This window comes from Syntrophorhabdus sp. (assembly GCA_012719415.1).
Taxonomy (GTDB): domain Bacteria; phylum Desulfobacterota; class Syntrophorhabdia; order Syntrophorhabdales; family Syntrophorhabdaceae; genus Delta-02.
The window spans coordinates 1-23,584 of record JAAYAK010000121.1 but is presented as its reverse complement, the minus strand read 5'-3'; the positions used below and the strand labels follow the sequence as shown (position 1 = coordinate 23,584).

Below are 23,584 nucleotides of genomic sequence, written 5' to 3'. Positions count from 1 at the left end.
CGTGATCGTCACCGTGGGCGCCCTGCCTGCGCCGGCAATGGAGAAGCAACAGGCGGATGGTTCCGCCATGGACGCCCTGGGGGAGTTCCTTCGAGGAATGAAGACGCTTTCGGGTGGAAAGAAGGCGCTTCCCCCAGGGGATCCCTTTCTGGAGAAGGTGCGCAGGAAATACGAGATACCGGACAGGATAGAGATCTTTGCTCCCCGCGGCGGAAACGAGATCATTGCCCTTGTGTTCGACAGTGAGCATTTGCCCGTTGTGGACGGGAAATGGAGCGAGATATCTCCGGACGAGTATAAGTATCTTCAATCACAACACAGTTTAAAGGCCGTTTACTGCCTCCATGAAAAGGAACCTCTCGATCTCGGGGACGTGATGGTTGCCATCAGACCCGACGGTTCCGGGGCCCTGTCGGTCTATTTCAATGACAAGCGGGGCACTGTCGGATCGGCAAGGATACGCGGCGGGAACGCGATACTCTTCTCGGGTTCGAAGCATATCGTCCGGCCTCTGGCGGCGGGGCTCTGACGATGAGGAAGTTCTCGAGGCCGGCGATGGCGATCACGCTGGGTGTCGTAGTGCTGGCGGTGATATTGTCAGTGATGGTCGGTATGCTCATGAAGAACACCTCCAGGAAGACACGCATCTCTCAGCTTGATGTCAATCGGTCGGGCAGTCCATCGAAGAATACCGGAGAGGAGGTCGGACAGCGGGAAGAGTCCCGGATCGTGGACGAAGCCAGGAAGACCGAAAGCACCATAGGAGATGCGATCAGGAAAGAACAGCAGATGCTCAAGGAAAGCGACAAGGGCGGATACGTCGGCGGGGTTGGTGTGAGAAAGAAGAAAAAGGGGGGCGATCCACTTGTGGATGACATCGTTATGGAAGAACCCGATGAGAGTGATCCTTTGGACCCGTCCATGCCGGGAGACGGGGACGGGAAGAGCATTTACAACGACCCCGCCAGACGAGGAAAAAGAGGAAAAGGCGCCGGAGAAAGGGATGATGGCGAATCAAAAAGAAAAGCATGGGAGTATCTCTACTTTCAGAAAAGCTCCGGTGGTTTTGTCAACAAGCCGCAATCCGTCCCCAGGGACCGGGATGGCGAGAAGGTGGGCCCCTCAGGCGCCGCAGGGGGGCCGAAGGTGAGCTACTATAAGCCTTACCGGGCAGTAGTGGATAGAACCTTTACGTCGGCACAGACAAATGCCGTATTTGTTGCCACCGGAGCCGAGCCTCCCGTAAAAGGTTGGAAAGTGGTCGGCAGGGCTGTGCCCAATTTCACCGACAACCGGTTTCACGTGGAGGTGTCCGGCGTGATCGGTCCCGACAACGCCCATCATCAGATGAAAGGATACGTGGCATCCGTTGACGAGACGGACGGTGTTGTATCGGCGGTAAGGCATGAGGATGTCGCCGGCACGGTCACGAGCGGGATCATGGCCGGGATCTCGTCATTTCTCAACGCCCTCAGAAAGGATACCACAACGGTAGAGGTGGGGGCGGGGGGCGTCACGGTGACGGGTCAGACGAAAAGCGACGACCGTTTGCGGGAAGGCGGCCTGGCGGCGGGAGACACGATCTTCCAGGGGTTGTCGAAGAAGGTGGAGGGCTCGACGAAAAAGAACCCGACCCTCCTTATGGAAAAGGGAGTGCCCGTGTTGATCTATTTCACGCCATAGATCGGGGAAGAAAGGGATGCGCACGAAACTTCTCCTCCAGGTCCTCATTATCATCGCCGCGGTGACGGGCTGCAACGGTCTTGAACACGCGGGACTAGGTCCGGGCGACTCGTCGTTAACGGCAACGGCCGCCGACATGCGGAACATACTTGGTGGTGCGGCGGCGTCAAGACCCTATTCCCGTTACCTTTACAGGATAACGAAAGAGGACGGGAGCGAAGGGGAGTCAGGTATCCTGTCAATGGCTCAGGGAGGCGACGAAAACATGAAGATCGTCGTCGCGGGAGAGGAATTGCGGATCGTACCGGCTGAATCCTTTCGCAGATCGTACAACTGGGAAACGTCGGCGTCGGACCGTGTGCCATTCGGGGGAGGGTATGCAATGGGCGGCAGGCTTGCGATAATACCCGGTCTTTACACGCCTGTCGAGTTTTATCCGGCATGGTTTCCTTGGAACGCGGATGTGAGCGTCGATGCAAAATGCAATCTCCTTATCCGGATGAAAGGGGTGTATGAGAACGAAACCCGGAGGCTTGTGGCCTTTATGGACGCAGGAAGCAGACTGGAAGGCCTGACATGCGATATGCTCGGAACCTTTCGGACGGTGCCCCAGCTCAGGAAACTGGTTACGAGGCTTGGTAAGGAAGGAAAACACAGCCACGGACACTTCTGCGTGCTCCGCCTGTCATGGAGCTCAACCTATGCCCTTGTTGCGATCTCCCGGGAAGGAGTGAGACCATGAAACGTGTTCTTGCTACGCTGTTTGCGGCATGTATATGTCTTTATGCACATTCAGGACAGTGTGAGGTCCTGTCGATACAAGGAATGTCTTCGGAACTGGAAGACGCCTTTCTCGACAAACCGAAAGCCGTCAAGAGTGAGGGGCCAATAGTCGCGAAGACCATCCCGGGAGGAGAAAAGCGGTCTCCGACAGAGGGTGAAAAATGGCAGGCGAGGCTTGCCGCCGTTCTCGATATACCTGCCGCGCCGCCGCCTGAAGGCCTCAACCTCAAATTGCTTGAGACGCCAGGACCGAGGTTCATTATTGCCGTCTTCGATACCGGCGAAGAACGCGTGGTCCACAGGGCGAGAAAGATCACGTGGCCCATGGTAAGAACCCTTTTTGCCGGCGGCACAATGCCTTTCCTGCATATGGTGCCCGCGACGGGGGGGACTTTCAGCACTGGCAAGACATTCTACACCATCATGAGCGACAGGGACGGCTTCAATGTGTCCTACATACCGCAAAGATCGACAAGAAAGGTTTTACTCGCGTTTTCAGGCGACGAGGGGGCGTTTCTCACGCCTGACGGATTTGTCTGCCGGATAAAGAGATGCACATCGGATGGAGGAGGGTTTCAGTGAGGGAAAAGGGTATTTTCAGATGGGGCCTTGCAGCGGTGGTCATTGCATCGGTCTGCGCCCCGGGATGGTTTGCAAACAGCACTGAAACGGTGGATGGAACCCTTAAGAGAGCCCTCCTGTCCGAGGCGGTCGTGAAAGGCGAGGGAGCGAGATCGGTGAGCCTTCATTTCAACGGTGTGTCCCTCAATGACGCTCTTCTTACCCTGGGGAGACAGGCGGGGGCGAGCATTACCATCGACCACCAGATAGATTCCTCGAAGGTGAAAGTGAGCGCATACTACGAAGGGGAGTCTTTCGAGGAGGCCATCGAGACCATCGTTTCCGGTCTTGACTATGCTTACAGAAAGGTGGCCGACGGGGCATACCTTGTCACCCCTTACGAGGAGACCATCCTCAATGTTCACGACGTATATGTGAGGCACAAAGAATCGCTGAGCGAAACCTCATCATCGAACAACCGGTCGCTGAACGGAACGTCTTCCACGTCGGCAGGAGTGGGATACACAGGTTCGGGGACATCGGGGAACTCGTCGGGAACGTCATCGACGGGTGACAAGGCGGAAGATCGTGAGATGTCGAAGGTCATCGAGAGCATCAGGAAGATGCTTTCGGCCAAGGGCGTGGTCACGCCGATGACGAGCGGCTTCGTGTACGTGAGGGACATACCGTCACGGGTCAGGATGGTCAGGGAGATGCTGGATGCCGACTCCAGGAAACGCAAGACCATTACCATGAAGATCACCCTTGTCCGGATAGACTACAAGGACGAGTATGAGACCGGGCTCAACTGGTGGGCGCTGCTCAAGTCGAGAAGCCCTTCCATTGAATTCAATGCGAATTTCACTCAAACGATGGGTAACAGCAACGTTGCCACACTGCTCGTGATCGATGAGGATTTCGCGGGTTTCATAAAGATGCTCGGGACCTACGGAGATGTCCACGTGGTCCATTCGTGGGAATCAAGGGCCGTCTCAGGCGCGGTCCTTCCCTTTGAGATGTCACAGACGGTCTGGTACTCCACGGGCAGCGTCATCCAGGTCGTCAACAACCAGACGATCACGACACCGCAGATGGCAAGCATGGAGGTAGGACTCAAAATGACCGTCAATCCCCTGAAACTGGACAAAGGATATCTCGTGAACACGAGTGTCGATCTTTCCAATCTTCTTGGTTTTCAGGTCGTCGAGAAGGTCGAACTTCCGCAGGTGGAACGCAATTACGTTTCGATACCCATCAAGATGTCCGTCGGCGAGACGGTTGCCATATCAGGTTTCAAGATAAAGAGTGCCGACAAAAAGCGGGTGGGGATACCCCTCCTGGGCGATCTGCCCGTCCTGTCCTATCTGTTCGGATATAACAGCTCCCGGGACAGAACCTCCGAGTTGACGGTGCTCATCAACTTCGTCGAGGAGAAGGGCGACAGGGAGATATGAGGTGAAGCTCTACGTGAAGTTCGACGACAATGTCGTCTTCGATGTTCTTGCCCGGAAAATGGTTGATCCGAAGACGATCAGACCGGGAAGGGGGGCAAAGGTCATTCCCTTTGCGGAGCCTATATTCATACGAAAGCTCAAGCCCCGGGGGAAGCTCTCCCACAAGATAGGGGACCGGTGGATATCGTCGCGACGGGTGTCTTTCGCGTACCTTATGGCCCATTACATGGTGAAGAACAAAAAGACGGTGCTCGCGGGGTTCTTCGACCGCGGGGACGGCAAGTACGTCTTCATGGAGATCAAAGCCGGGAACACGACCATCGAGGCGCGGTACATGCTGAGCGTGGACAGCAGCCCCGGGAACTTCATGGCCATGGCCGGAAGACAGTACGACGGGATATTCGGCGATGCTTCCCTTTCCATGGAACCGGATTACGTTGATATCTCTTACGAGAAGCTCCTTAGAGAAGTGACCATCGGGGTCACTTCCCTTCAAGCCGTTGTCGTGCTTGTCGTTGTTGCCGTCATCATGGGCGCAGTTCTGAACTATGCGGGTGTCTTTACGAAGAGAAAAATGGAGCCCGGCGCGAAGGCGAGAGCGACGAAGGAAATACCACCCCTTACCCATGAGGAGATACGGGCATTGTCGATACTCATCACCGGCGAAGCCCTGGTAAAGTACAAACTCTACGTCGAAACACTTCCCGAAGACATCGCCTTGAGGAACGCTGTTTTCCGCATCCTGCCCGTCGCAGGCTCACCCCGGGGAAAGGGACGGGAACAGGAGCTCAAAGGCACATTGTCTTTTCAGTTCGAGTCCTTCTATCCCTTTCGAGAAAGCAAAAAGAGCGGCGATCTCTTTGTCTTCGGAAAGGAGATCGTGTTCTCGAAAGGCAGGGCTGACATGCGGGCGGCGTTGAACGCTGAGGCCAGAGCCCGGCAGAATACCAAGGCCTTCGAAACCCTCGTGGACCTTTGCGATGTTGCGGCCAGGGGGGACAGGGAGTGGAAGTTCACGGTGGCCCAGAAGGACTACAGGGATGTTGTGAGGATATTCAACGACATCTACCTGTCGCCTGTTGTGATCAACACCATCACCGTCAATGGGGGAAACACGACGGGAGAGTTGACATGCCACAGGTTCTAGATCCGGGAGGCAGGTTATGAGACTTCCATTTATGAAGAAAGAAGACAGAGATGATGATTTCGGCGATGAGTATGCCGGAAACGATCATCCCGTGGAGGGAGAAAGTTCCAACAGAGGCGGAAGCATCCTGTTCAGGGTTGCCCTGTACACAGGGGTTTTCCTGGTTCTCGTGACTGCGGTGGGAGGTTACTATTACCTCAACTACGTACGTGGGTCGCTCAACAGGAGGATCTCCGGTAACCCTTCCGGACCTGTAAGGGTCATCGATATCGGAGGAGGAGAGAATGTTCCGTCCTCGCGGGAGGCGCCGTTCATCGAAGGCCGGGCAGGCGAAACCCTGCGAACGCCCCATCCGTCGTCCCCGGATGCTCGGGTCAGTGATGTGTCAGCCGAAAAGACAGGAGCCGGGGCTCAGGTCGCGTCCGAGACACCGTCCGTGAGGGAGGTATCTCCTCCTCCCGGGACAATTCCATCGCCCGTGGAGAAGGCCGGCCGCGATGGTATGGCGTCGAAGCCCTCTGCCTCACCGGATCAACCCGGGACGCTTCTGAGTCAGCTTGTGTTGAGGGACGACAACCCCTTTCGCGAGAAATTCCTGAAGAGGTTCCAGGATGCCCGGACGCCGAAGACCTCCCTGAAAGAGAAAGGACGTTCAGCCAGATCAGGTCAGGTGCCCCGTTCTTCGCGGTCGGGCCTCACGGGCGGCGAGCTTCCCATCCTTCCCGACATCTCCGATGGAGGTGATCGTCCGGGGAATCTCAGGGTGGTGGGAGTCATACAAACCCGGGAGGCTTCAATAGCGTTGACGAACAGAGGCGAGTTGAGGGTCGGTTCCCTGGTGGATGGCGATGCCGTCACGGCGATCACCATAAACGAGGTCCGCCTGAAAAGCGGAAGAACTCTCAAGGTAACGGCGCAATGACGGATAGGCCCTCGATCATGCCTGATGCGTGCTCAGCCGCCGAAATAGCTGACCGGATCAGATCGCTCGATCGCTTCCATGTGGAGAACGCTATCTCGCGGTATCTTGTCGAGACGAAATGCATGGCACAGGAGTCCTTTGGTCTCTACCTTGACAGGGCAAAACACATAGATCAGAGCGTTTATAACGTCATCTGCGAAATAGAGAACGTAATGACCTACGAGGAACTCCGTACCGTCTTCCAATCCCTCACGGGGATCCCCACGGCTCAGGGTGTGGAGGGACGCATCCGGTATGTCAACGCCGGCAGTCTCATCACGTCCACGATCGAGGATGGCCGGGGCGGCTCTTCCACCCATGTCTATGCCTGGCATCCCATGGCCCTCAAAGACCTCGAGATGGACCATATCGGCGAGGACAGGTTCTTTCTTCTCAGAAAAGATGATTTCCATAACATCGAGATCAAAAGCGGGTTCGCGTCACCGACGGATGCCGCCAGGGCCGTGGTGGCCGATACGCAGGTGTCGAGAAATTTCATCCATCCTTTCATCAGGGACGCCCTCGTCCACGGCGCCACGGACATCCATATCTTTCCACTCCCCACTCAGGATATATACAAGATCCGCTTCAGGCTCCTTGGCGATCTCGTCGACGTCCATACATTGAAGGCCGAAAAGGGACGTTCCCTTGTCAACGTGCTCATCAACTGGGCAAAGGAAATGACGCCCTCCCTCAAAACGGACGAGAAGCGAAGGCCGCTGGATGGCAAGATCATATGCAGAAAGGAAGACGTGGGATGGCACACGGACGTGGATCTCAGGATGTCGCTCATCTGGAAGCCCGACGGGGCAAATAGCGACGTTGTGCTCCGCGTTCTTGCCAGGACGGACATCCGCAACGAGAAACTCCAGGACCTAGGATATCTGGACTACCATGCGGGTATGTTCGCAACGGCCGTCAGCCGCAACCGGGGAATAATCCTCGTTACCGGTCCCACGGGGAGCGGAAAGTCGAGAACGGTGAACACTCTTCTGGCAGGTCTTCCGTCAACAAAATGCATACTCTGTGTCGAGGACCCCATCGAGTACCAGATACCCGGCGGAAGGCAGTTTCAGACCTTTGAGTACGTTGAGGACGCGGGCAGCGAGAAGGGCGGCAAAGCCAGCATACACGTGGTGGGTTTTCCGGAGTTTGCGCGGGCCTTCAAGAGGCACGACCCGGACGTCATTTTCATAGGGGAGTTGCGCGACGAAGAAACGGTCAGCACGGCGGTGCACCTCTCCAAGACGGGACACCTGGTACTGGGAACCCTCCACGTATCGCGGGCCACGCAGATCCCGCAGATGCTGGTGGAGGACTACGGGGTCTCCATAGACGCCGTGGCGGACAACCTTATCATGGGCGTCAACCAGGTCCTGGTGAAGAAGCTCTGCAGTGCCTGCAAAGAGGAGATGAACGAACCTCTGGGCACCATACCTGAGTGGATCAGGAAACTCCGCTATCCCGACAGAGACCTTTTCCTCGACAGTATTCGCGAGAAGAAATTCTTTGTCCCGAGCCTGGCCGGCGGCTGCGATGCCTGCAGAAAGACCATCGGTCGCGGCGCGGCGCGGCGTCTGCTCTCAGCCGGTTATTCGGGCCGCACGGTCCTCGGTGAGGCCATCGAATTCAGGCCCGGCCAATTTTCCGACGGAAAGATATCCGGTTACCACATGGAAGCGAAGGTGGAGGCGGCGGACATGAGCCACAGCATTCTCATGGATGCTTACAACAAGCTGACCCTTGGAACCATAGACATGGACGCGGTCACGAGGCTGCTTTGATGAACACCCTCTCTTGCTATATCGGAAAGAAGGTCAGCGAAATCGCGATCATGAAGAGCCTTCACCTCCTCATGGTCGCGAACATATCCATTCAGGAGGCGCTGCGCAGGGTAGCGGACAAGCTTCCCGACAGTGAAATGGCGGACCGGCTGTCAGTTGCCTCCGACATGGTGAGTAAAGAGGGCCGCACGCTTCCCGAGGCGATGCGCGAGGTGGGTCTTTTCGAAAAATATGTAGACCTTATCGAGATAGGGCAGCAGACGGGAAACCTCAATACAGTCCTCAAGGAACTCATCGACATGGAAGAAGAACTGGCCGCTGCGAAAAAGAAGATCATCTCTGGCATCATCTATCCCCTGGTGGTGACAGGCGTATCGATAGCGGTCGGGTATGGCCTCACCTTTGTGCTCGGGAACATTCTCAATGCGCTGAAGCTTCCAGGCATCGAGAGGGAACTGCCCTACAAAATGGGTCAGTTTATCGTTGCCAACCGCAGCATCCTTTTCATTCTGTATGCGGGAAGTGCCGCCGGGGTCATCGCTGTTGTGGCAAAAAATGCCGACAGGATGCCTGTCATACGCAATGTGTACAACTCTCTCGTTCTTGGCCAGGCGTTCAGGGTTGTATCTCTCGCCCTCATGTCAGGTCTCTCCCCGGCAAGTGCCTTCCGCCGCGTGGCGGAATTCTCGCAAGGCGTCTGGACACAGATATTCCGGATGGTCGCCGAGGAATCCGTATCGCGGAGTTTTTCGGAGGTTATCGATGAGATCGAAGAATATCTGCCTTTCGAAAGCTATTTATTACTCAAGGTGAAGATAGACACGGCGAACATGTCTGAGGGTTTTGCCATGATCGGTACGAAGATGATCAACGACGCCATCTCGAGATTTGCCGTCGTGGGATCTTTTGTGAACGTTTTTGCCTTTGTTTTTGTTGCTGTCCAGATCGTAGTCCTGATGTCGCCCGTATATACCATGCTTTTCACCTTCATCGACAGATCGGCTGCGGGCAAAATGTTCTAGGGGAGGCAAGCGTGGAAAGAAAGGGAGAAGACGCGACATTGAACATGACTGCAGGAAATGGCGGCATCAACGTCAACGTGGCGGAACTCAATATCGAGAACCTCGGTTGGTTCCGAGACGTCCTCGTTTATGCAAAGGAAAGAAACGCCACGGATATCATCGTTGTTGAGAAGCGGCCTGTCAGGCTTGGCATCCTCAAGAAGTGCGAGGTCATGGAGATTGGCGAAGGCATTGTGGTAAAACCAGGCAAGACAGAGATCCTTGCCGCCATCGCCGAAACCCGCCAGAGGAAATTCGACGAAGAAACGGACACCGATGCCGGCACGGCCATCATAAAGCACATCAGAAACAAGGGATACTTCGAATATGCCTTCTCGGTGAAGGATATAGGCAGGTTCCGCATGAGCGTCTCCAGTTCGCAGGAAGGGCTTGGCTTTGCGGCCCGCGTCCTGCCCTACACGATACCCGGACTGGAAGAGCTTGACCCTTTTAACATGCTGGCTGGCATAAGAGGTCTTTTCGATTTCTCCTATTCCTATCCCCGGGGACTCATTCTCCATACGGGTGTGGTTGGCTCCGGCAAGACCACCCTCATTGCATCGGAACTCGATTATCTGGCGGAACGGATGAACGGCGCCGTCTATACCCTCGAGGACCCCATAGAGTATGTCTACCAGAACAAGAGGACAGTGTTTCGCCAGTATGAGATCGGCACCCATATCCCGGGCATCCTGGAAGGGGTGAGGATGTCCTTACGGAACAACCTTGCCGGTCTCGTCGTTGGCGAGGTGCGCACGCGCGAGGAGGTTACAGCTCTTTTCACCGCCGCGGAAAAAGGGTTCCTCGTCATCTCCAGCATCCACACCCCCGACGCCATGACAACCCTGCGCCTCCTCGACGGCTACGGAGATGACCGCGACGCATGGCGCAAGAAAATGGCCCAGTGTCTTACGGCGATCGTCAGTCAGAAGCTCATCCACAAGGAATACACTGTAAACGGCTCGAAGAAGACGGGCTATATCCTTGTCCCGGAGGTCCTCTTCTTTCCGGCAACGATAAGAGCCGGTATAGAAAGGGGGGCATATAACGAGGTGGAAAACGCTTTCCGCGGCAACGCGATAAAGAATGCCGTCACATTCGAGATGTCCCTCTCGGTACTGGAGCAAAAGGGAGTCATAGACAGCTACCTGAAGATGGAGCTTCTCGACAGGGTCGATCAGGGGCAAATCTAGAGAGGAGGAATTATGAAGAAATGTCTGAAAAACAAGGGCGGTTTCACTTTGATCGAATTTGTCGTTGTTGTGGCGCTCGCGGCGGCCCTGATAGGCCTGACGGCGATCCTTCTTGCGAAGGGCAAAGCTGCCGCCAACTTCTCAACAACCCAGGAAAGGATCAGGGCTATTTCAACAGGATTGACAGAATACGCCATGTTCAAGCATTCGCTGCCAGTGGCAGCGGATATGACCACGGACTGGCCCGAGGCCCTCAAGGACTATGTGGAGGCTGATTTCAGGACCGGTGCGATCGCCCATGGATATCAATGTGCTGGAAGCGACGTGGTCCTTCAGACACCTACGTTCGAGAGCACAGACTCGGCGGGCGCTATCCTGACTAGGCTCAAAGACCAGAGAATTTGTGCCGATAGCTCGACTGTTAATGCTAACCTGGGTATTGATTGTGTTCTAACGGCATTCCAGGGTACGGCCCGCTGCCGCTGAGGGAGTTTGCGGGAGCAGTCTCCTGATCCTTTATGTTCCCCTTCATGGCATTCCTGATGCTTGCAGTCCTGCCCTTCGTGCTTCTCTCCGTTCTCGCCGGGATAAGCGGACTGCCATCCTCTCAATATGAGAAGATGGCGAATGACCGGGCGAGATCTGTTTTTCACGAGACGGGACAGGTGCCCGGGAACGTTACGGTGTTGGGCATGGAGATTACTGTCAATGCGGATAAGCTGGATCTCTTTCCCGTGCGCCGGGGGGTGCAGGAAGGCAGGCAGTGGCGCAAGGCCATGATCGAACAGGCCATGGTCGATACCTGCGTTGCGTTGCAGGATCGATGCGGCAAGGATGACATGGCTCTTCTCTGGAGCTTCATGCCGAACGACAGCGGCCCGGTCGCCGAGATACGCGCGGGTCCGGTCTCAACGAGCTTCGACTGCGAAGGAGCAACGGACGTCGATTACGCGCGGTACGGCAGGCATCTCTTCAGGGAGGCGATCCCGGAGGAGATGCTGACGGAAGACTCAGGGGGCACCGTTCGGCATTACTACTATTCCAGACCCGCAACGGACTCCGGATGCTCTTTCTATGACATGGTTGACCTGCGATGACAACGACTCTTATAGGAGATCGCAAAGGATTCACCTTGCTGGAGATCATCGTGACCATCGCCATCGCCTCCGTCGTCATGGGTGCCGTCGTGACCTTCATGGAGAGGGTCATCCATTTCAAAGGCACGGCAGACACCATCAAGAGGTTCGAGAAGATCGAGGGCGCCTTTGAGGTCCTTTACCGGGAAAATGTTCGATACGTGGAGGAGAACTGCCACGGTTGGACCGACCCCGTCTGCAGCGCTCTGGCGATCCTTCCTTCTGTGGACGACGACGATGCATCGGGGAAGACCCTTGCCATTTCCACCGAAAGCGACGCGGTGGTGAGCGCGTTTCGTGAAGCGAACTGCACTCTTTCCGGCGAATCGCCCTTGTTCCGTGCTGCGTGCGTGGATGGATACGGGTCTGATTACACATTCACAGCAACGAAGGAACACACCGCCGGGACTCTCTATCTGAACGGGTACAACCGAATGCCTTACAGTGTGACCATAACGGCGGGCGGGAACACGTCGATGACGGATACGTGGACTTCAGGCCATCTCGACAGCGAATACATGGTCAGATCTCAGGAAAAGCTCCTGACCGTTGCACGGGCAATGAAGTCATATCATCTCAGCCGCCTTACCACGGAAGCGATATCGAATCCCTGCGGAGCGACTGGTGGATTGACGAGCAACGACGACATCATGATCCCCTGGATCTGGCAGGCCGTAGGGAGCGCCCCCGGGGCGAGGTGTTCAGGGGCGACGGAGGGCAGATGTGGTTGCGGGACCTTCGGCAGTTCTATATGGAGCAAAGAGACTGCCAGCAACACGACAACATCCGCCACGATCCTGGCTGTTCTCACCGCCATCAATGCCGGCGATCTGTATCGCACGGACGGTTTCGGGAACCCCGTTACGGTGCGCCTCATAACAAAGGTGGATGGAACACCGGTGGGCGATGCCCCGCCTGTCCCGTGCCCGAAATGGTCGTGGTCGGCGGCACTTCCTCCCTATGGAGGGACGGTGGGGGTGATGAGTGACGGGAAATGGGTCTATTCGCAGAGGGTGATCTATCCGCAGTGACGGGGTGTGACCGAGGGGGACAAGGGGAGGAGGTCGTTCCCACCTGCGGCGAGACGATCTCCGGCTGATGTATCAGAAGGGATGGAGGAAGGCTTTCTTGACGGAGATGGACAGATGAGATACAATAGGTATATTTGCGATACAGGAGGCTGCAAGATGCCTATCAGTCTTAGGATTCCGCCGAAGAAAGAAGAGATGATCAAGCGGGCGGCGAGGAAAGAGGGGAAGACGAAGACCGCGTTCATACTGGACGCGATCGATGAGAAACTGGGCCTCGCGGCGAACCGTGAAGAACGCATCAGGAAAGCGGCGGGCTGGTTGACACCCGAGGAGGCCTCGGAGTTGAGAGAGGACCTTCAGGTCTTTGAAGAGATTCGAGAGGGTGACTGGAAATGAGGCTTGTTCTTGATACGAACATCTACATCGATTTCGGCCAGGGGAAAGAAGAGGTGGTGGACCTCATTGCAGGGCAAAGCACGGAGGTCCTGTTGCCCGTCATCGTCCTGGGAGAGCTATTCTATGGTTTTCAGAAGGGCAGCAAGAGTGCAGACAACGAGACAACGCTTCGGCGCTTCGTCACCGAGCTTGGGGTGTCGATAATAGACGTCGATGAAGAGGTTGCTCGAAAATACTCGCTCATATATTCCGCGCTCTCCGCGAAGGGAACCCCGATTCCTATAAACGACGTCTGGATAGCCGCCTCCTGCATGAGCGTGGGTGGTACCCTCCTCACACGGGACCGGCATTTCGAACACATTGAACAGATAGACAAGATAATCCTTAGATAGTGACGCAGGTACCTGACCGCAGCCGCTTTTCCGTCAACTTCGCGGTGTCGCTTTTTCGTTCCAATTCCGCTGTCCTGTTAAGGATAACCGGCTTTTGGAATTTCCGGGAGAGTGAGAAGACAAGCATAACAGATGAAAGAAGGGCGACTGCGCTGACTTCGGGCGACGTCGAAGGGTGGCTGGAGTGTTGATCCGGTGACCTGGGTCTTCAGAACTTATCTGCCCAGGTCCGAACCCCCTGCATGATCATCTCAACAGAGACGGTTCCGACGACCAACGCCGTGATCCGTCCCGCGATCTCGATGTATCTCTTGATCAGTGCCTCTCGCCTTGGGCGTGCAAAATCGTGAACTATCTTGAGACCCATGATTATCAGGATGGAAATAGTGACTGCCCTTAACACGGAGGCGCACGCCGCGAGGGGGGCAAGTCTTTTCCCTACGATGATGCTGGCACTGATCGTGCCCGGCCCGATGAGCACGGGCATCGCGATCGCACCTGCTAGCTGCTTGGAATCGCCCCGCAGTATCTCAATTGCCGTGGGGCCTTGAAAGACGAACTGGAAACCGATGAGAAGAAAGACCAGGCCCCCGAAGATCTGGAAAGAAGCGAACTCCGCCTGCACGACACTGCTGAACACGACGTCGCCGAGAATAGCGAAGCACAGGAAGACTGCCGTCGCTATCAGCCCGCCGCGAACGATCACCCGGGTGAATTGTCCCCTGTCCAGCTTCTCCACGATATCAATGAGATAAACGATGATCAGGAAGGGATTGAGAAGCACAAGCATCAAAGCTGTTGATTTGGCGAATTCCGTCGTACACTTCCTCTATTTTACTGACCGCTGTGCCACAGGCGGCAATTTCCGAAATAGTAGACTGTAGCGAGTGCGTTGTCAATAGCATGAGCTTGCTGAAACAACAGAACCAGTCAACACAAGACCATGTGGTGACCAAGAGGCGCGTTACGGGGTCACAGGGACTGCCGCCCGCGGCACGACAGGGGGATACCGATGATATGCGGCACGATCCGGCGCCTAGGGGGGCCGCTCCCCCCCTCACCACCTGTACCTTAACCCCGCCATCCCCGCGTGCCGGGTGTCGTCCCCGGAGAAGCTCCCGTCGTAGGCGAGGTGGAGGTGAAGGTTCTCCTTCGCCTGGAAGGTGATGCCCATACGGGCGCCCACCGAGTCCCTCTCCGGCCTGTCTCCCTCCACGGTGAAGGTGGACGCGGGATAGCCTGCGAAGGAGGCGTCAAGGGCGTAGTCCCCGTTCATGAGCTCATGGTCCCACGTCACCCTTATCTCCGGGGTGAGGATACCCGACGACACCCCGTAGTCCTTCGTGAGCCTCACACCCAGGGAGGATACGAGGGAGGAGACGGTATCGGAGCCCGCGTCGAGGGAGAGCGCCCCGGCCCCCCTCTCGGTGAAACCGTCCCTCGTGAGGTGGATGCCGGTGAGGGACGCCAGAGGGATGATATCGACGGAAGGGGTGGCCATCCGGTATCCCCCCTCGATGTATCCCCCCACCGTCTGACCCGCGTAGGAGGCCTTCGCCCTCCTCGATATGGTCCCGAAGGCGATGTCCCTCGTCGTGTCGTACCGGTTGTACCCGTAGGCGGCGATACCGGAGAGGTAGAAGGGGCTCATGTCATAGATGCCGTAGAGGGAACCCTGGTAGGAGGATATGACGGCATCGTCGGAGAGGTCCTTCATGTCCGCCTTCGTATAGGAGTACCCCAGGGAGACGCCGAGAAGGAGAGAGGGGGTGACGGCCCTGTCGAACCCCGCCGCGAACCCCGCCGTGTCGTAGTCGTACCGGGAGGATATGTCGTTGCCCCTCCTGCGGCCCAGGCTCCCGTACCCCTCGGCCCACAGTCCCCGGGAGAGGATGTCCCTTCTTTCAGCCACGCTCCCCAGGGCCGCCATGAGGGTGCCGCCCGCGTCGCTCGCCCTGTCCGTTCTCGAGGCGAGCATGACGGGAAGGTTCGCGAAGGACGATCGGGGTCCCCCGGAGAGAAACCCCCCCATCCTCCCCGACATGACGTCCATGTACCGGCCGAAGGAGGAGAGGACGGCGCCGGGAAGAAAGGTATGGACGAGGCCCCCCATCCGGTCGTAGGCGCCCCTGGCGCCGGATGCGCTCATGCCGAGCAGTGTGTTGATGATACCCTCCATGTCACCCGTCGCGACGGGAGCTATCCTGTCGAGGGAGGACGCCACGGAGTACTGGTTGGAGGTGGCCGCCACGTCGGCGAAACCCGTTGTGTTCCTCGTGAGGAGCAGGTAGACGTTCGTGGGGTCATAGCTTAAGGACGGGGTGAGGAAGGCGAGGTTGCTCGTCACGCTGGAGAAGGTCCCCACCACACTCCCCGCGGTGAGGATGGTGTAGGTGGTGCTCACGTTGTAGGTGCCCGACTCGGCGAGGACGGACACGGTGCCCCCGTTCAAGGTCGCCGTCCCGGTGACGACGAGCTTGTCCGACTGGCCGGAGCTGTTCACCTCCACCTGGTAGGTCGCGCCCGCGTTGTGGCTGTAGTTGCCGGTGATCGTCATGGTGCCGATGGAGTTGCCCGGGGCGAGGATACCGTTGTTGATGACATTGCCCGTGATCGTGCCGGTACCCGAGAGAGTGCCGGAGTTTGTCATGTCACCGGTGAAGCTACCGACGTTCGTGAATGTATCGGAGTTGGTGAATGTGCCGGTGTTGTTCAGCGTTCCGTTGTTGATAAGTGTTCCTGAGTTCGTGAAGGTGCCGCTGTTCGTGAACGTCCCCAGGTTGTCGAACGTCCCCAGGTTGTCGATCGTGCCCGCGTTCGTCTGGGTATGTCCCGCCGCGTTGGTGAGCGTGGCATGGTTCGTGAGGGTCCCCCCGGCGTTGAGGTTCACCGTTCCCCCCGATGTTCCATTGAAGGTGAAGTCCCTGCGGAGTATGAAGTCCCCGGTGTTCGTGAGGGTCCCCCCGGTGAAGTCGTAGGAACTGCCGGAGGCGAGCTCCAGGGTGCCGGAGTTGGTGATGGTGCCCGAACTGTTGAAGGTTCCCGAGTTCGTGAAGGTGCCGCTGCTCGTGATGGCAGCGTTGTTGGTGAAGGTGGCTCCGGTGTAGTTGCTGATGGTCCCGCCGACGCTGTTTGTGAACGTCCCCAGGTTGTCGAACGTTCCCCGGTTTTGGATCGTGCCCGCGTTCGTCTGGGTATACCCCGCCGCGTTGGTAAGGGTGGAGTAGTTCGTGAGTGTCCCGCCGGCGTTGAGGTTCACCGTTCCCCCGTCGGTCCCGTTGAAGGTGAAGTCGCTGCGGAGTATGAAGTTCCCGGTGTTCGTGAGGGTACCGCCGGTGAAGTCGTAGGAACTGCCCGTAGAGAGCTCGAAGATGCCCGAGTTGTTGATGCCACCGGTGTTGGTCAGCTTAGCATTTTCAATTGTTAATCTTCCAGTAGATGTGATTACAAAGGGACTTGCTGTAACCTCGACGTCGCCATACGCTGTCAACAGACCATGGAGGGGGCTGAACCCATTGATATTAGAGGCGGCGTACGCTGGCGTAACAGTGAACAATACAGGGAGCAGGAGCGAAATCAGTGTCCTCGCAAGATATAGCTGCGGGGAAAAAAGTGTTTTGCGGAATGCCCGGACATAAGCAATGTACCGGCAGAACAACAGATGACCCGAAAGTTCCATGACCGTCCTCCTCGACGTCAGGTTGATAGGGTGTCGCCCGCGTTGAGCGGGAAATTACCGTTGCTGAAAGCCGGCTCTCCGGGGACCACATAATCTGCCGCCATGGCAGTTATGGGCAGAAGGGCGGACAGGAAGACGCACAGAACAAAACCTGCATGTCGCGATGGCATAATCCAAGCCATTGCACCTCCTTGAAGAGCACGGCACCTGAGGCCTGCGAGCCCCCTGGGACAACCGGGAGCCCGGACCTCAACAGGTTTGTCATGCGGCCGTAATGACGCGGTCATACATGACAATCCCGTGAGGCCACGCCTGTTCGGGAAACCCATGTCTTCCCATGAAGCGGTGAATGGCTGTTTTCTTATGCTCTGGCAACGATGCGGAAAAGACCTGCAGACATGTTACATTTTTGTCAGAGAGGTGTCAAAAAAAACGTGGTATTAGGAACCTCTCTGGCTTTCCACGGGAGAGGAGGGCTTCAGGTCCGTTACGCGGCGTCTCTCATCACCAGGATCGAAGCCCGCAATCTTTCGCGGGTTATCGGCCTCGCTGATTGCCGATCGCGCGTTTCGACCTTCCGCTTTCAATCAGCTCCGTCTTGCTTCTCCTGTCAAGTTTGATATAAAGTCTTCCATAAGTACCAACTTGGTCCAAAACAGCGTGCAGGCTGACGCCCTCACGGAAGACGCGCGTGGCGCTCGTGAATGAAGGCATGTCAGTACCGGCCCGCACAGGATCATTTTGAGGAGGTTCTATACGTGTCATGGAGTTGAATGAAGATTTTTTGGAAGGCTTAAGCTACATGGACCGTACCCGTCTCCACGGGCCCGTGGAGACGGGTGACGCCGACCGCGTCCGCGAGATCCTTGAGAAGGGAGTGCTTGAGATAGACGGGAGGGACAATTGCGGCAAGACACCCCTCCACTGGGCCTGTGAGGGACGCAAGGTGGAGATAGTCAAGCTCCTCCTCGACGCGGGCGCTGACGTGAACGGGGATAACACCGGCAACGAGACGACTCCCCTGCACCGCGCCTGCCGCGCCCGCCGCGTCGACATCATCGAAGTCCTCCTGAAAGCGGGGGCGGACGTGAATGCCAGGGACGTACTGGACAAGACCCCGCTGGACGAACTGGCGCCGAGGGAATACCTGCCGGGCAAATACATAGAGGAAAAGGAAGGAGAGGTCGAGGCGATCATCGAGTCCTTCAGGGAATACCACCCCGAGCTCGACGTGGATAAGTACCTGGAGAAGTACTCCACGAAAAGGAAGACGGTGTGAACACTGCCTTCCGGGAGGTTTCCCGCCGCCCGTACCCGGGCCCGCGATCGCTTGAAGTCCTTCTACTTCTTCTCGCTTGCGGCAGCGGGCCTGGCCTTGATCGTGAAGGCATCGTCCGCAAGACCCGCACATTCAATATAACTGCCCTTGGCTGCATACGCTTCCCCCGTATCGCGCGCGCTGTCGTAGGTCGGGGTGCCGTCGGGGGAGAATACGACGATCCTTCCCCGTTGGGATCTGGTGAAACTCAGGACGGCATTTTCGTTGGCTGCCAGCCACTCACTGTATCCATCGTTTCCTATCCTCACGGAATTCTCGCCGGTTCTCAGCGCGATGGCTGTTTCCTTCGGGCTGTACAGCATGTCGGAGACCCAGGCCCACGCGGCCCCATCCTTCTCGAAAAGGGCAAGTTCCGTTTGGTCACGGACAGAGTCAAAGGACATGCCCGCGAAATCGGGAGAGCCGATCCTTTTGAGGCCGCTAAAGAACACGTAACCCGGCAGATCGTTGTAGAGCGATGATCTCACAAAATGGGATCGCGTCACCGGGATCGACTCAAAGGGAGAGACATTGCGCCTCAGCCAGACCTTGCCATCCATGTCGATCTTGAGACGTTGCGGGTTCTCCACCGGTTTCACTTTCTGCATAACGATCCTGTCGATCCCGAATGCGGAAATGGAGGCTGCCAGATAGTCTTCCCCACCCGCGCGCTGAAAGTAGTACGTGTCGCCTTTTATGCCGTGGTAATAACCATTACTATATATGAAAGCGACTGCCGGCGTTTTCTCCTGTTCTTTGTAAAGATACAAAATGGCGGTGTCCTTGTCCTCATCGAAAACGATCCGGCCCAATTTGGTGTCATCTGCGTAATAGCCGCCATGGGAGGCGTGACCCTGCGGCAGTTTTTGCGGTTCCGGCGGTATCGATACGGTCTTCTCTTTGTTCGGAATGAGCTTCTTCCCGACCAGCACCGCATCCAGTATATTGAGCGCGATCATCATTGCGCCGCTTTCGGCTCCTGAAGCAATGACCGCAACGGATATTCTCTTGTCGGGAACGGTGTAGACCATCGAAGAATAGTTGGCGGTGCCTCCGCTCTTGCCCAGTACCTGGATCCCTTTCGCGTCATAGCGAGGAAGGCCTATCAGGTCCCAGCCAAGCCCATATGAAAATGAGGGATTCCTCAGCGCGGGTGCGAGGGCCGAAGGCTGCGCGGATCTCATCTCCGCGAGAGATGATCTCTTCAAGAGCTTATCCTTCGCCAGCAAGGAATCCGTGAAAAGGCAAAGCTCTTCGGCAGTTGACGACAAACCTCCGGCACCCAGGATCGAGATCGTTTCGAGGGGATGAGCTTTTCCGGTCTCAGGTTCATAATATAAAGCCACGGGCTTGTCCTTGATCTCCCCCAGGCCCATGCCGGTGTTCTTGAGACCCAGCGGCTTGAAGATCCTATCATTGAGGAAGTCCGTGTATCTCCGGCCGCTTACCCGTTCCACTATCATCTCCGCCAATGTGAACCCGTCATTGCAGTACGCTGCCATCGCACCCGGGTCATGCTTGAGATGGGCGCGGGCCAGGGTGTTCATCGTTTCCTGCTTCAGATTGTCATCGTACTTGAAGCAGAAGGAATTCGCGTTCTGGGTCCCCGGCATGCCGGACGTGTGGTTCAACAGCATCCTTACGGTGATCGTCTTGTACCTGTCGTCGGCCATCTTGAATTCCGGGAGATAGAGCCTGACCGGTTTGTCTAGGGAGACCTTGCCGTCCTCGACGAGCAGCATGATCGCGGCAGCCACGTACATCTTGCTGATGGAGCCGATGTTGAACAGCGTGTTCCTGTCGACGGGGACGCTCTTTTCCCTGTTCGCCATGCCGAAGCCTTCGGCGTAAACGACCTTGCCGTTGACCGTTATGGCAGCGGTGGCGCTCCCGCACTGACCGTTGTTTATGGCCTGCCAGATCTCGCTGCGGGCCGTTGCAATAGCGCTTTTGTAGAGATCAGGCCCTTCTTTTGCTGTTTTGCCTGATGCAAGTGAGGTCACGAGCACGAAGCAGAGACAGACTGCGACGACAAGTCTGATCCTTGACATTAACACCCTCCCTTTTCTGTCGTGGCGAAACGAAGCTTCCTTATGGAAAGGAGTATAAGAAGATTGGTCTTTCATGTCAATCACATGTGACCGCACGATGTGAGGTTCGGATGTTTGCTGCCGAGGGATAGAGCCCTATTGTGTGCAAAGCACATTATGATGTACATTTGATGTGATGCTTTATCCCATTCTCATTGTTGAAGACGACCAAAAGATAGCGCATATAGTCAAGGTCTACCTGGAAGGAGCCGGATTCCGCACAGTGCACGCAGGATTGGGGAAGGACGCGCTGGAGGAGGCGAAGAAAGAGAGGCCCCTCCTCATAATTCTGGACCTGATGCTGCCCGACATGAGCGGAGAGGAACTCTGTCTTCAGCTGAAGGAGATAGCGGATGTACCCGTGATCATGCTTACGGCCAAGTCTTCCGAGGAGGAGAGGGTCGCGGGTTTTGCTCTTGGTGCCGATGACTACGTGGTAAAGCCTTTCAGCCCCAGAGAGCTTGTGTTCAGGGTGAAGGCCGTCCTGAAAAGGTTTCAGAAAGGGGACCTTTCCGGGTCCGAGCCGATAAGCTTCAACAACGGGTCGCTCCTTCTCGACGGCCAGACCTACATGGCTACGCTGAAGGGGAATCCCGTGCGGCTCACATCGACGGAGTTCAAGCTGCTCTTCACCCTCGCCGGGTCCCCGGACAGGGTCTTTACGAGGAGCGAATTGGTGGAGAAGGCGCTCGGTTACCAGTTTGAAGGTTACGAGAGGAGCGTCGACGCCCATATCAAGAACATCCGCAGGAAGCTCGAAGACGATTCGCAGAATCCTGTCTTCATCCATACGGTCTATGGTGTCGGCTACCGGTTCACGGGAAAAAGAGATGCTTAGGAGTCTTCACCTCAAGTTCCTTCTCCTCCTTCTCGCAGTCGTTGCCATCTCCCTGGCAAGCACCGTTCTGTTCCGGCATTTTGTGATCGAGGATTTCAAGGCCTACCTGGAAGGGGAGGCTGAGGACAGGGTCTACCTGATACAGGCTGATCTGGAAGGTTCATACGAACGCAGCGGTGGATGGAAGACCGATGTCCAGGCTGAGGAGGCCATACGGGCCTTGATGTCCGGTTTCGAGATGAGGCTTACCGATGAGGACGGAAAGCTCGTTATCGACACGAACAATGCCATCGAGAGCGCTTCTCCCCTTGTCAAGAGGAGATTGAAGGCCCTCGCGCAGTTCAATGTGCCCGGCGGGGCCGGCGCGTTCGTGCCCTATCCCCTGTTCCTCGCCGGAAAGCAGATAGGGACCCTGGAGATCAGGCAACTGCGTCCCGTGAGAGAAGGCGTATTTCTCCAGAGGTCCAACTGGTTCCTGGTATTCTCGATCGCTATCATCGGTGGTATCGCCGTACTTATGAGCGTCTTTTTCTCCCGCCGTCTTACGGGTCCTGTGAAGGAGTTGGCGGTGGCGGCATCCGCCATCAGCCGGGGCGACCTGAAGAGGCGCGTTGTCGTATCGAGGCATGACGAGGTTGGAGAACTGGCGGAGAGATTCAACTACATGGCGAAGGCACTTGAGACCCAGGAGATGTTGAGGAGAAAACTGATAAGCGACGTCGCGCACGAACTGAGAACCCCTCTCAGCGTCATGCGGGGAGAATTGGAGGGCCTGATAGATGGTTTGATACCCAGCGATCCCGCTCGTTTCCAATCGCTCTACGAGGAAACGGGGAGACTCAGGAACATGGTCGACGCCATCGAGGAACTGGGCAGGGCAGAGGCGAGCCTGCTCTCGCTGAAGCGTCAATGGATGGACCTCGGGCCCTTCCTTCAGAACATCGTGGAAAGGTTCAGGACACAGTCTCAGGAGAGGGGAGTGACGATGGGCCTTATGTGCCCCGAGGGTATGAGCCTTAACGCCGACCCCGAACGATTGAGCCAGGTGATCCTGAACCTCCTGGCCAACGCCCTCAGGGCCACTCCCGCCGGTGGGAGCGTTTCGATCCGGGTGGGACCGGCGGGAGGCGGCCTGGAGATCATCGTCACAGACACGGGCAGCGGGATCAGACAGGAGGACGTTCCTTTGATCTTTGAAAGGTTCTATCACGGTCCCGGAGGAGGTCTCGGGATCGGCCTTACGATAGTGAAGGAGCTGGTGGAAGCCCACGGCGCGAGCATAACGGTGAAGAGCATGCCGGGAGAAGGCTCATCCTTTACGATCCTTTTCCCCCCTGAGGTCGTTCACAATTCTTCATGATCTCTTCGTTACCTCTTCACAGTGCTTCCTTATACTGTGTACATGAAATTCACACACACAAGGAGGTTTCAGATGAAGAAGGTACTGGTAGCAGCATTGGTTGTGGCGGTGGGATTCTCCCTTGGAGGTATGGTGTGTACGGCGTGGGGAGCGGCTCCCGGTCCGGCGTACGGCACCAAGGTTGACGTCAATGCCCTGAGAAGCTTTCAGAAGGAGACCCTTCCGTTAAGGGACGAACTGATTGCAAAAAGGGCTGAGATCCAGACAGAGTACGCAAAGGAGAATCCGGACTGGAACCGCATAGCGACCCTTCAGAAAGAGATGGTCGATCTGAGGACGAAGATCCAGAGCACGGCTCGGGCGAAGGGCCTCTCTGACAGGGGTTACGGTCCCGGCTACGGTCGGGGTCACGGCGGCTGGATGATGGGCCGCGGTGGTTACGGACCCGGCTTCAAGACCGGCTTGAGAGGTGGTTACGGACCCGGCTTCGGCGGTGGTTACTGCCGCACGTGGTAAAGGACAGGCGGGGAGCAGGACCGCGGAACACAACCGTGGCCGTGCTCCCCGGGGAGTTTGAACTGTGAAGCGCATCATGTGTTTTATTGTTTTTCTTTTTGTGGTGTTGACGCTGCCCGCTGTCTCGGTGGGGCAGCCCATGAGAAGAGGCATGTATCGTGGTGCGCCTTACGGCCACTATTGCCCGGGCAGGCGGTGGGG

The 23,584-nt window shown here is 56.8% G+C and carries 22 protein-coding genes; 19 read left to right on the top strand and 3 right to left on the bottom strand.

Features of this window, described 5'->3' with window-relative positions:
* Nucleotide 1: 1 nt before the first annotated feature.
* The 15 genes from GXX82_07530 (at nucleotide 2) to GXX82_07460 (ending at nucleotide 13,582) form a co-directional block, all read left to right on the top strand.
* Nucleotides 2-529 carry a hypothetical protein gene (locus GXX82_07530; protein ID NLT22882.1) on the top strand — a complete coding sequence of 176 codons (528 nt, stop codon included), beginning with the start codon at nucleotides 2-4 and terminating at the stop codon, nucleotides 527-529.
* 2 nt (nucleotides 530-531) lie between these two features.
* Complete coding sequence (locus GXX82_07525) at nucleotides 532-1,683, top strand: hypothetical protein (protein ID NLT22881.1); 1,152 nt, start codon at nucleotides 532-534, stop codon at nucleotides 1,681-1,683.
* A gap of 16 nt (nucleotides 1,684-1,699) precedes the next feature.
* Complete coding sequence (locus GXX82_07520; GenBank protein NLT22880.1) at nucleotides 1,700-2,425, top strand: hypothetical protein; 726 nt, start codon at nucleotides 1,700-1,702, stop codon at nucleotides 2,423-2,425.
* A gap of 83 nt (nucleotides 2,426-2,508) precedes the next feature.
* Complete coding sequence (locus GXX82_07515) at nucleotides 2,509-3,048, top strand: hypothetical protein (GenBank protein ID NLT22879.1); 540 nt, start codon at nucleotides 2,509-2,511, stop codon at nucleotides 3,046-3,048.
* Complete coding sequence (locus GXX82_07510; protein ID NLT22878.1) at nucleotides 3,045-4,481, top strand: hypothetical protein; 1,437 nt, start codon at nucleotides 3,045-3,047, stop codon at nucleotides 4,479-4,481. Before GXX82_07515 ends, GXX82_07510 begins: the two co-directional genes overlap by 4 nt.
* Nucleotide 4,482: 1 nt before the next feature.
* Nucleotides 4,483-5,628: a hypothetical protein gene (locus GXX82_07505; GenBank protein NLT22877.1), complete on the top strand. Its 1,146-nt coding sequence runs from the start codon at nucleotides 4,483-4,485 to the stop codon at nucleotides 5,626-5,628.
* Between the two features lie 16 nt (nucleotides 5,629-5,644).
* Nucleotides 5,645-6,550 carry a hypothetical protein gene (locus GXX82_07500; GenBank protein ID NLT22876.1) on the top strand — a complete coding sequence of 302 codons (906 nt, stop codon included), beginning with the start codon at nucleotides 5,645-5,647 and terminating at the stop codon, nucleotides 6,548-6,550.
* A 17-nt stretch (nucleotides 6,551-6,567) separates the two neighbouring features.
* On the top strand, nucleotides 6,568-8,373 hold the full coding sequence (gene tadA, locus GXX82_07495) for a Flp pilus assembly complex ATPase component TadA (GenBank protein NLT22875.1): 1,806 nt from the start codon (nucleotides 6,568-6,570) through the stop codon (nucleotides 8,371-8,373).
* Nucleotides 8,373-9,395 (top strand): hypothetical protein, encoded by a 1,023-nt coding sequence (locus GXX82_07490; GenBank protein NLT22874.1) that lies wholly within the window; start codon nucleotides 8,373-8,375, stop codon nucleotides 9,393-9,395. Before tadA (GXX82_07495) ends, GXX82_07490 begins: the two co-directional genes overlap by 1 nt.
* An 11-nt stretch (nucleotides 9,396-9,406) precedes the next feature.
* Entirely contained in the window at nucleotides 9,407-10,627 is a 1,221-nt protein-coding gene (gene tadA / locus GXX82_07485; GenBank protein NLT22873.1) for a Flp pilus assembly complex ATPase component TadA, read from the top strand.
* A gap of 12 nt (nucleotides 10,628-10,639) precedes the next feature.
* Nucleotides 10,640-11,113: a prepilin-type N-terminal cleavage/methylation domain-containing protein gene (locus GXX82_07480; protein ID NLT22872.1), complete on the top strand. Its 474-nt coding sequence runs from the start codon at nucleotides 10,640-10,642 to the stop codon at nucleotides 11,111-11,113.
* Nucleotides 11,114-11,157: 44 nt separating this feature from the next.
* Nucleotides 11,158-11,724, top strand: a complete 567-nt coding sequence (locus tag GXX82_07475; GenBank protein NLT22871.1) for a hypothetical protein — start codon at nucleotides 11,158-11,160, stop codon at nucleotides 11,722-11,724.
* Nucleotides 11,721-12,794: a prepilin-type N-terminal cleavage/methylation domain-containing protein gene (locus GXX82_07470; protein ID NLT22870.1), complete on the top strand. Its 1,074-nt coding sequence runs from the start codon at nucleotides 11,721-11,723 to the stop codon at nucleotides 12,792-12,794. Before GXX82_07475 ends, GXX82_07470 begins: the two co-directional genes overlap by 4 nt.
* A gap of 156 nt (nucleotides 12,795-12,950) precedes the next feature.
* Nucleotides 12,951-13,190 carry a DUF1778 domain-containing protein gene (locus GXX82_07465; protein ID NLT22869.1) on the top strand — a complete coding sequence of 80 codons (240 nt, stop codon included), beginning with the start codon at nucleotides 12,951-12,953 and terminating at the stop codon, nucleotides 13,188-13,190.
* Nucleotides 13,187-13,582 (top strand): type II toxin-antitoxin system VapC family toxin, encoded by a 396-nt coding sequence (locus GXX82_07460; GenBank protein NLT22868.1) that lies wholly within the window; start codon nucleotides 13,187-13,189, stop codon nucleotides 13,580-13,582. Before GXX82_07465 ends, GXX82_07460 begins: the two co-directional genes overlap by 4 nt.
* Before the next feature lie 208 nt (nucleotides 13,583-13,790).
* Here GXX82_07460 and GXX82_07455 read toward each other — a convergent pair whose 3' ends face one another.
* Both GXX82_07455 and GXX82_07450 read right to left on the bottom strand, forming a co-directional pair.
* Nucleotides 13,791-14,372 carry a MarC family protein gene (locus tag GXX82_07455; GenBank protein ID NLT22867.1) on the bottom strand — a complete coding sequence of 194 codons (582 nt, stop codon included), beginning with the start codon at nucleotides 14,370-14,372 and terminating at the stop codon, nucleotides 13,791-13,793.
* 267 nt (nucleotides 14,373-14,639) lie between these two features.
* Nucleotides 14,640-17,072, bottom strand: coding sequence for an autotransporter domain-containing protein (locus GXX82_07450; GenBank protein NLT22866.1), 2,433 nt, complete (start codon nucleotides 17,070-17,072; stop codon nucleotides 14,640-14,642).
* Nucleotides 17,073-18,024: 952 nt separating this feature from the next.
* Here GXX82_07450 and GXX82_07445 point away from each other — a divergent pair.
* Nucleotides 18,025-18,540, top strand: coding sequence for an ankyrin repeat domain-containing protein (locus GXX82_07445; protein NLT22865.1), 516 nt, complete (start codon nucleotides 18,025-18,027; stop codon nucleotides 18,538-18,540).
* A 62-nt stretch (nucleotides 18,541-18,602) separates the two neighbouring features.
* Here the strand turns inward: GXX82_07445 and GXX82_07440 are convergent, their stop codons facing one another.
* Nucleotides 18,603-20,630 (bottom strand): beta-lactamase family protein, encoded by a 2,028-nt coding sequence (locus GXX82_07440; protein ID NLT22864.1) that lies wholly within the window; start codon nucleotides 20,628-20,630, stop codon nucleotides 18,603-18,605.
* A gap of 175 nt (nucleotides 20,631-20,805) precedes the next feature.
* Between GXX82_07440 and GXX82_07435 the strand changes: the two genes are divergently transcribed.
* From GXX82_07435 to GXX82_07425, 3 genes are all read left to right on the top strand, one after another.
* Entirely contained in the window at nucleotides 20,806-21,507 is a 702-nt protein-coding gene (locus GXX82_07435; GenBank protein ID NLT22863.1) for a response regulator transcription factor, read from the top strand.
* Nucleotides 21,500-22,867 (top strand): HAMP domain-containing protein, encoded by a 1,368-nt coding sequence (locus tag GXX82_07430; GenBank protein NLT22862.1) that lies wholly within the window; start codon nucleotides 21,500-21,502, stop codon nucleotides 22,865-22,867. The genes GXX82_07435 and GXX82_07430 overlap by 8 nt, the downstream gene beginning before the upstream one ends.
* A gap of 72 nt (nucleotides 22,868-22,939) precedes the next feature.
* Nucleotides 22,940-23,383 (top strand): hypothetical protein, encoded by a 444-nt coding sequence (locus tag GXX82_07425; protein ID NLT22861.1) that lies wholly within the window; start codon nucleotides 22,940-22,942, stop codon nucleotides 23,381-23,383.
* Nucleotides 23,384-23,584 lie beyond the last annotated feature (201 nt).

Bases quoted from the DNA above. Each gene is read 5' to 3' on its own strand.
- GXX82_07470 (NLT22870.1), top strand. From the start codon at position 11,721: ATGACAACGACTCTTATAGGAGATCGCAAAGGATTCACCTTGCTGGAG.
- GXX82_07525 (NLT22881.1), top strand. From the start codon at position 532: ATGAGGAAGTTCTCGAGGCCGGCGATGGCGATCACGCTGGGTGTCGTA.
- GXX82_07490 (NLT22874.1), top strand. From the start codon at position 8,373: ATGAACACCCTCTCTTGCTATATCGGAAAGAAGGTCAGCGAAATCGCG.
- GXX82_07480 (NLT22872.1), top strand. From the start codon at position 10,640: ATGAAGAAATGTCTGAAAAACAAGGGCGGTTTCACTTTGATCGAATTT.
- GXX82_07460 (NLT22868.1), top strand. From the start codon at position 13,187: ATGAGGCTTGTTCTTGATACGAACATCTACATCGATTTCGGCCAGGGG.
- GXX82_07430 (NLT22862.1), top strand. From the start codon at position 21,500: ATGCTTAGGAGTCTTCACCTCAAGTTCCTTCTCCTCCTTCTCGCAGTC.
- GXX82_07440 (NLT22864.1), bottom strand. From the start codon at position 20,630: ATGTCAAGGATCAGACTTGTCGTCGCAGTCTGTCTCTGCTTCGTGCTC.
- GXX82_07435 (NLT22863.1), top strand. From the start codon at position 20,806: ATGCTTTATCCCATTCTCATTGTTGAAGACGACCAAAAGATAGCGCAT.
- GXX82_07465 (NLT22869.1), top strand. From the start codon at position 12,951: ATGCCTATCAGTCTTAGGATTCCGCCGAAGAAAGAAGAGATGATCAAG.
- GXX82_07425 (NLT22861.1), top strand. From the start codon at position 22,940: ATGAAGAAGGTACTGGTAGCAGCATTGGTTGTGGCGGTGGGATTCTCC.
- GXX82_07475 (NLT22871.1), top strand. From the start codon at position 11,158: ATGGCATTCCTGATGCTTGCAGTCCTGCCCTTCGTGCTTCTCTCCGTT.
- GXX82_07520 (NLT22880.1), top strand. From the start codon at position 1,700: ATGCGCACGAAACTTCTCCTCCAGGTCCTCATTATCATCGCCGCGGTG.
- tadA (NLT22875.1), top strand. From the start codon at position 6,568: ATGCCTGATGCGTGCTCAGCCGCCGAAATAGCTGACCGGATCAGATCG.
- GXX82_07515 (NLT22879.1), top strand. From the start codon at position 2,509: ATGTCTTCGGAACTGGAAGACGCCTTTCTCGACAAACCGAAAGCCGTC.
- GXX82_07445 (NLT22865.1), top strand. From the start codon at position 18,025: ATGGAGTTGAATGAAGATTTTTTGGAAGGCTTAAGCTACATGGACCGT.
- GXX82_07455 (NLT22867.1), bottom strand. From the start codon at position 14,372: ATGCTTGTGCTTCTCAATCCCTTCCTGATCATCGTTTATCTCATTGAT.
- GXX82_07500 (NLT22876.1), top strand. From the start codon at position 5,645: ATGAGACTTCCATTTATGAAGAAAGAAGACAGAGATGATGATTTCGGC.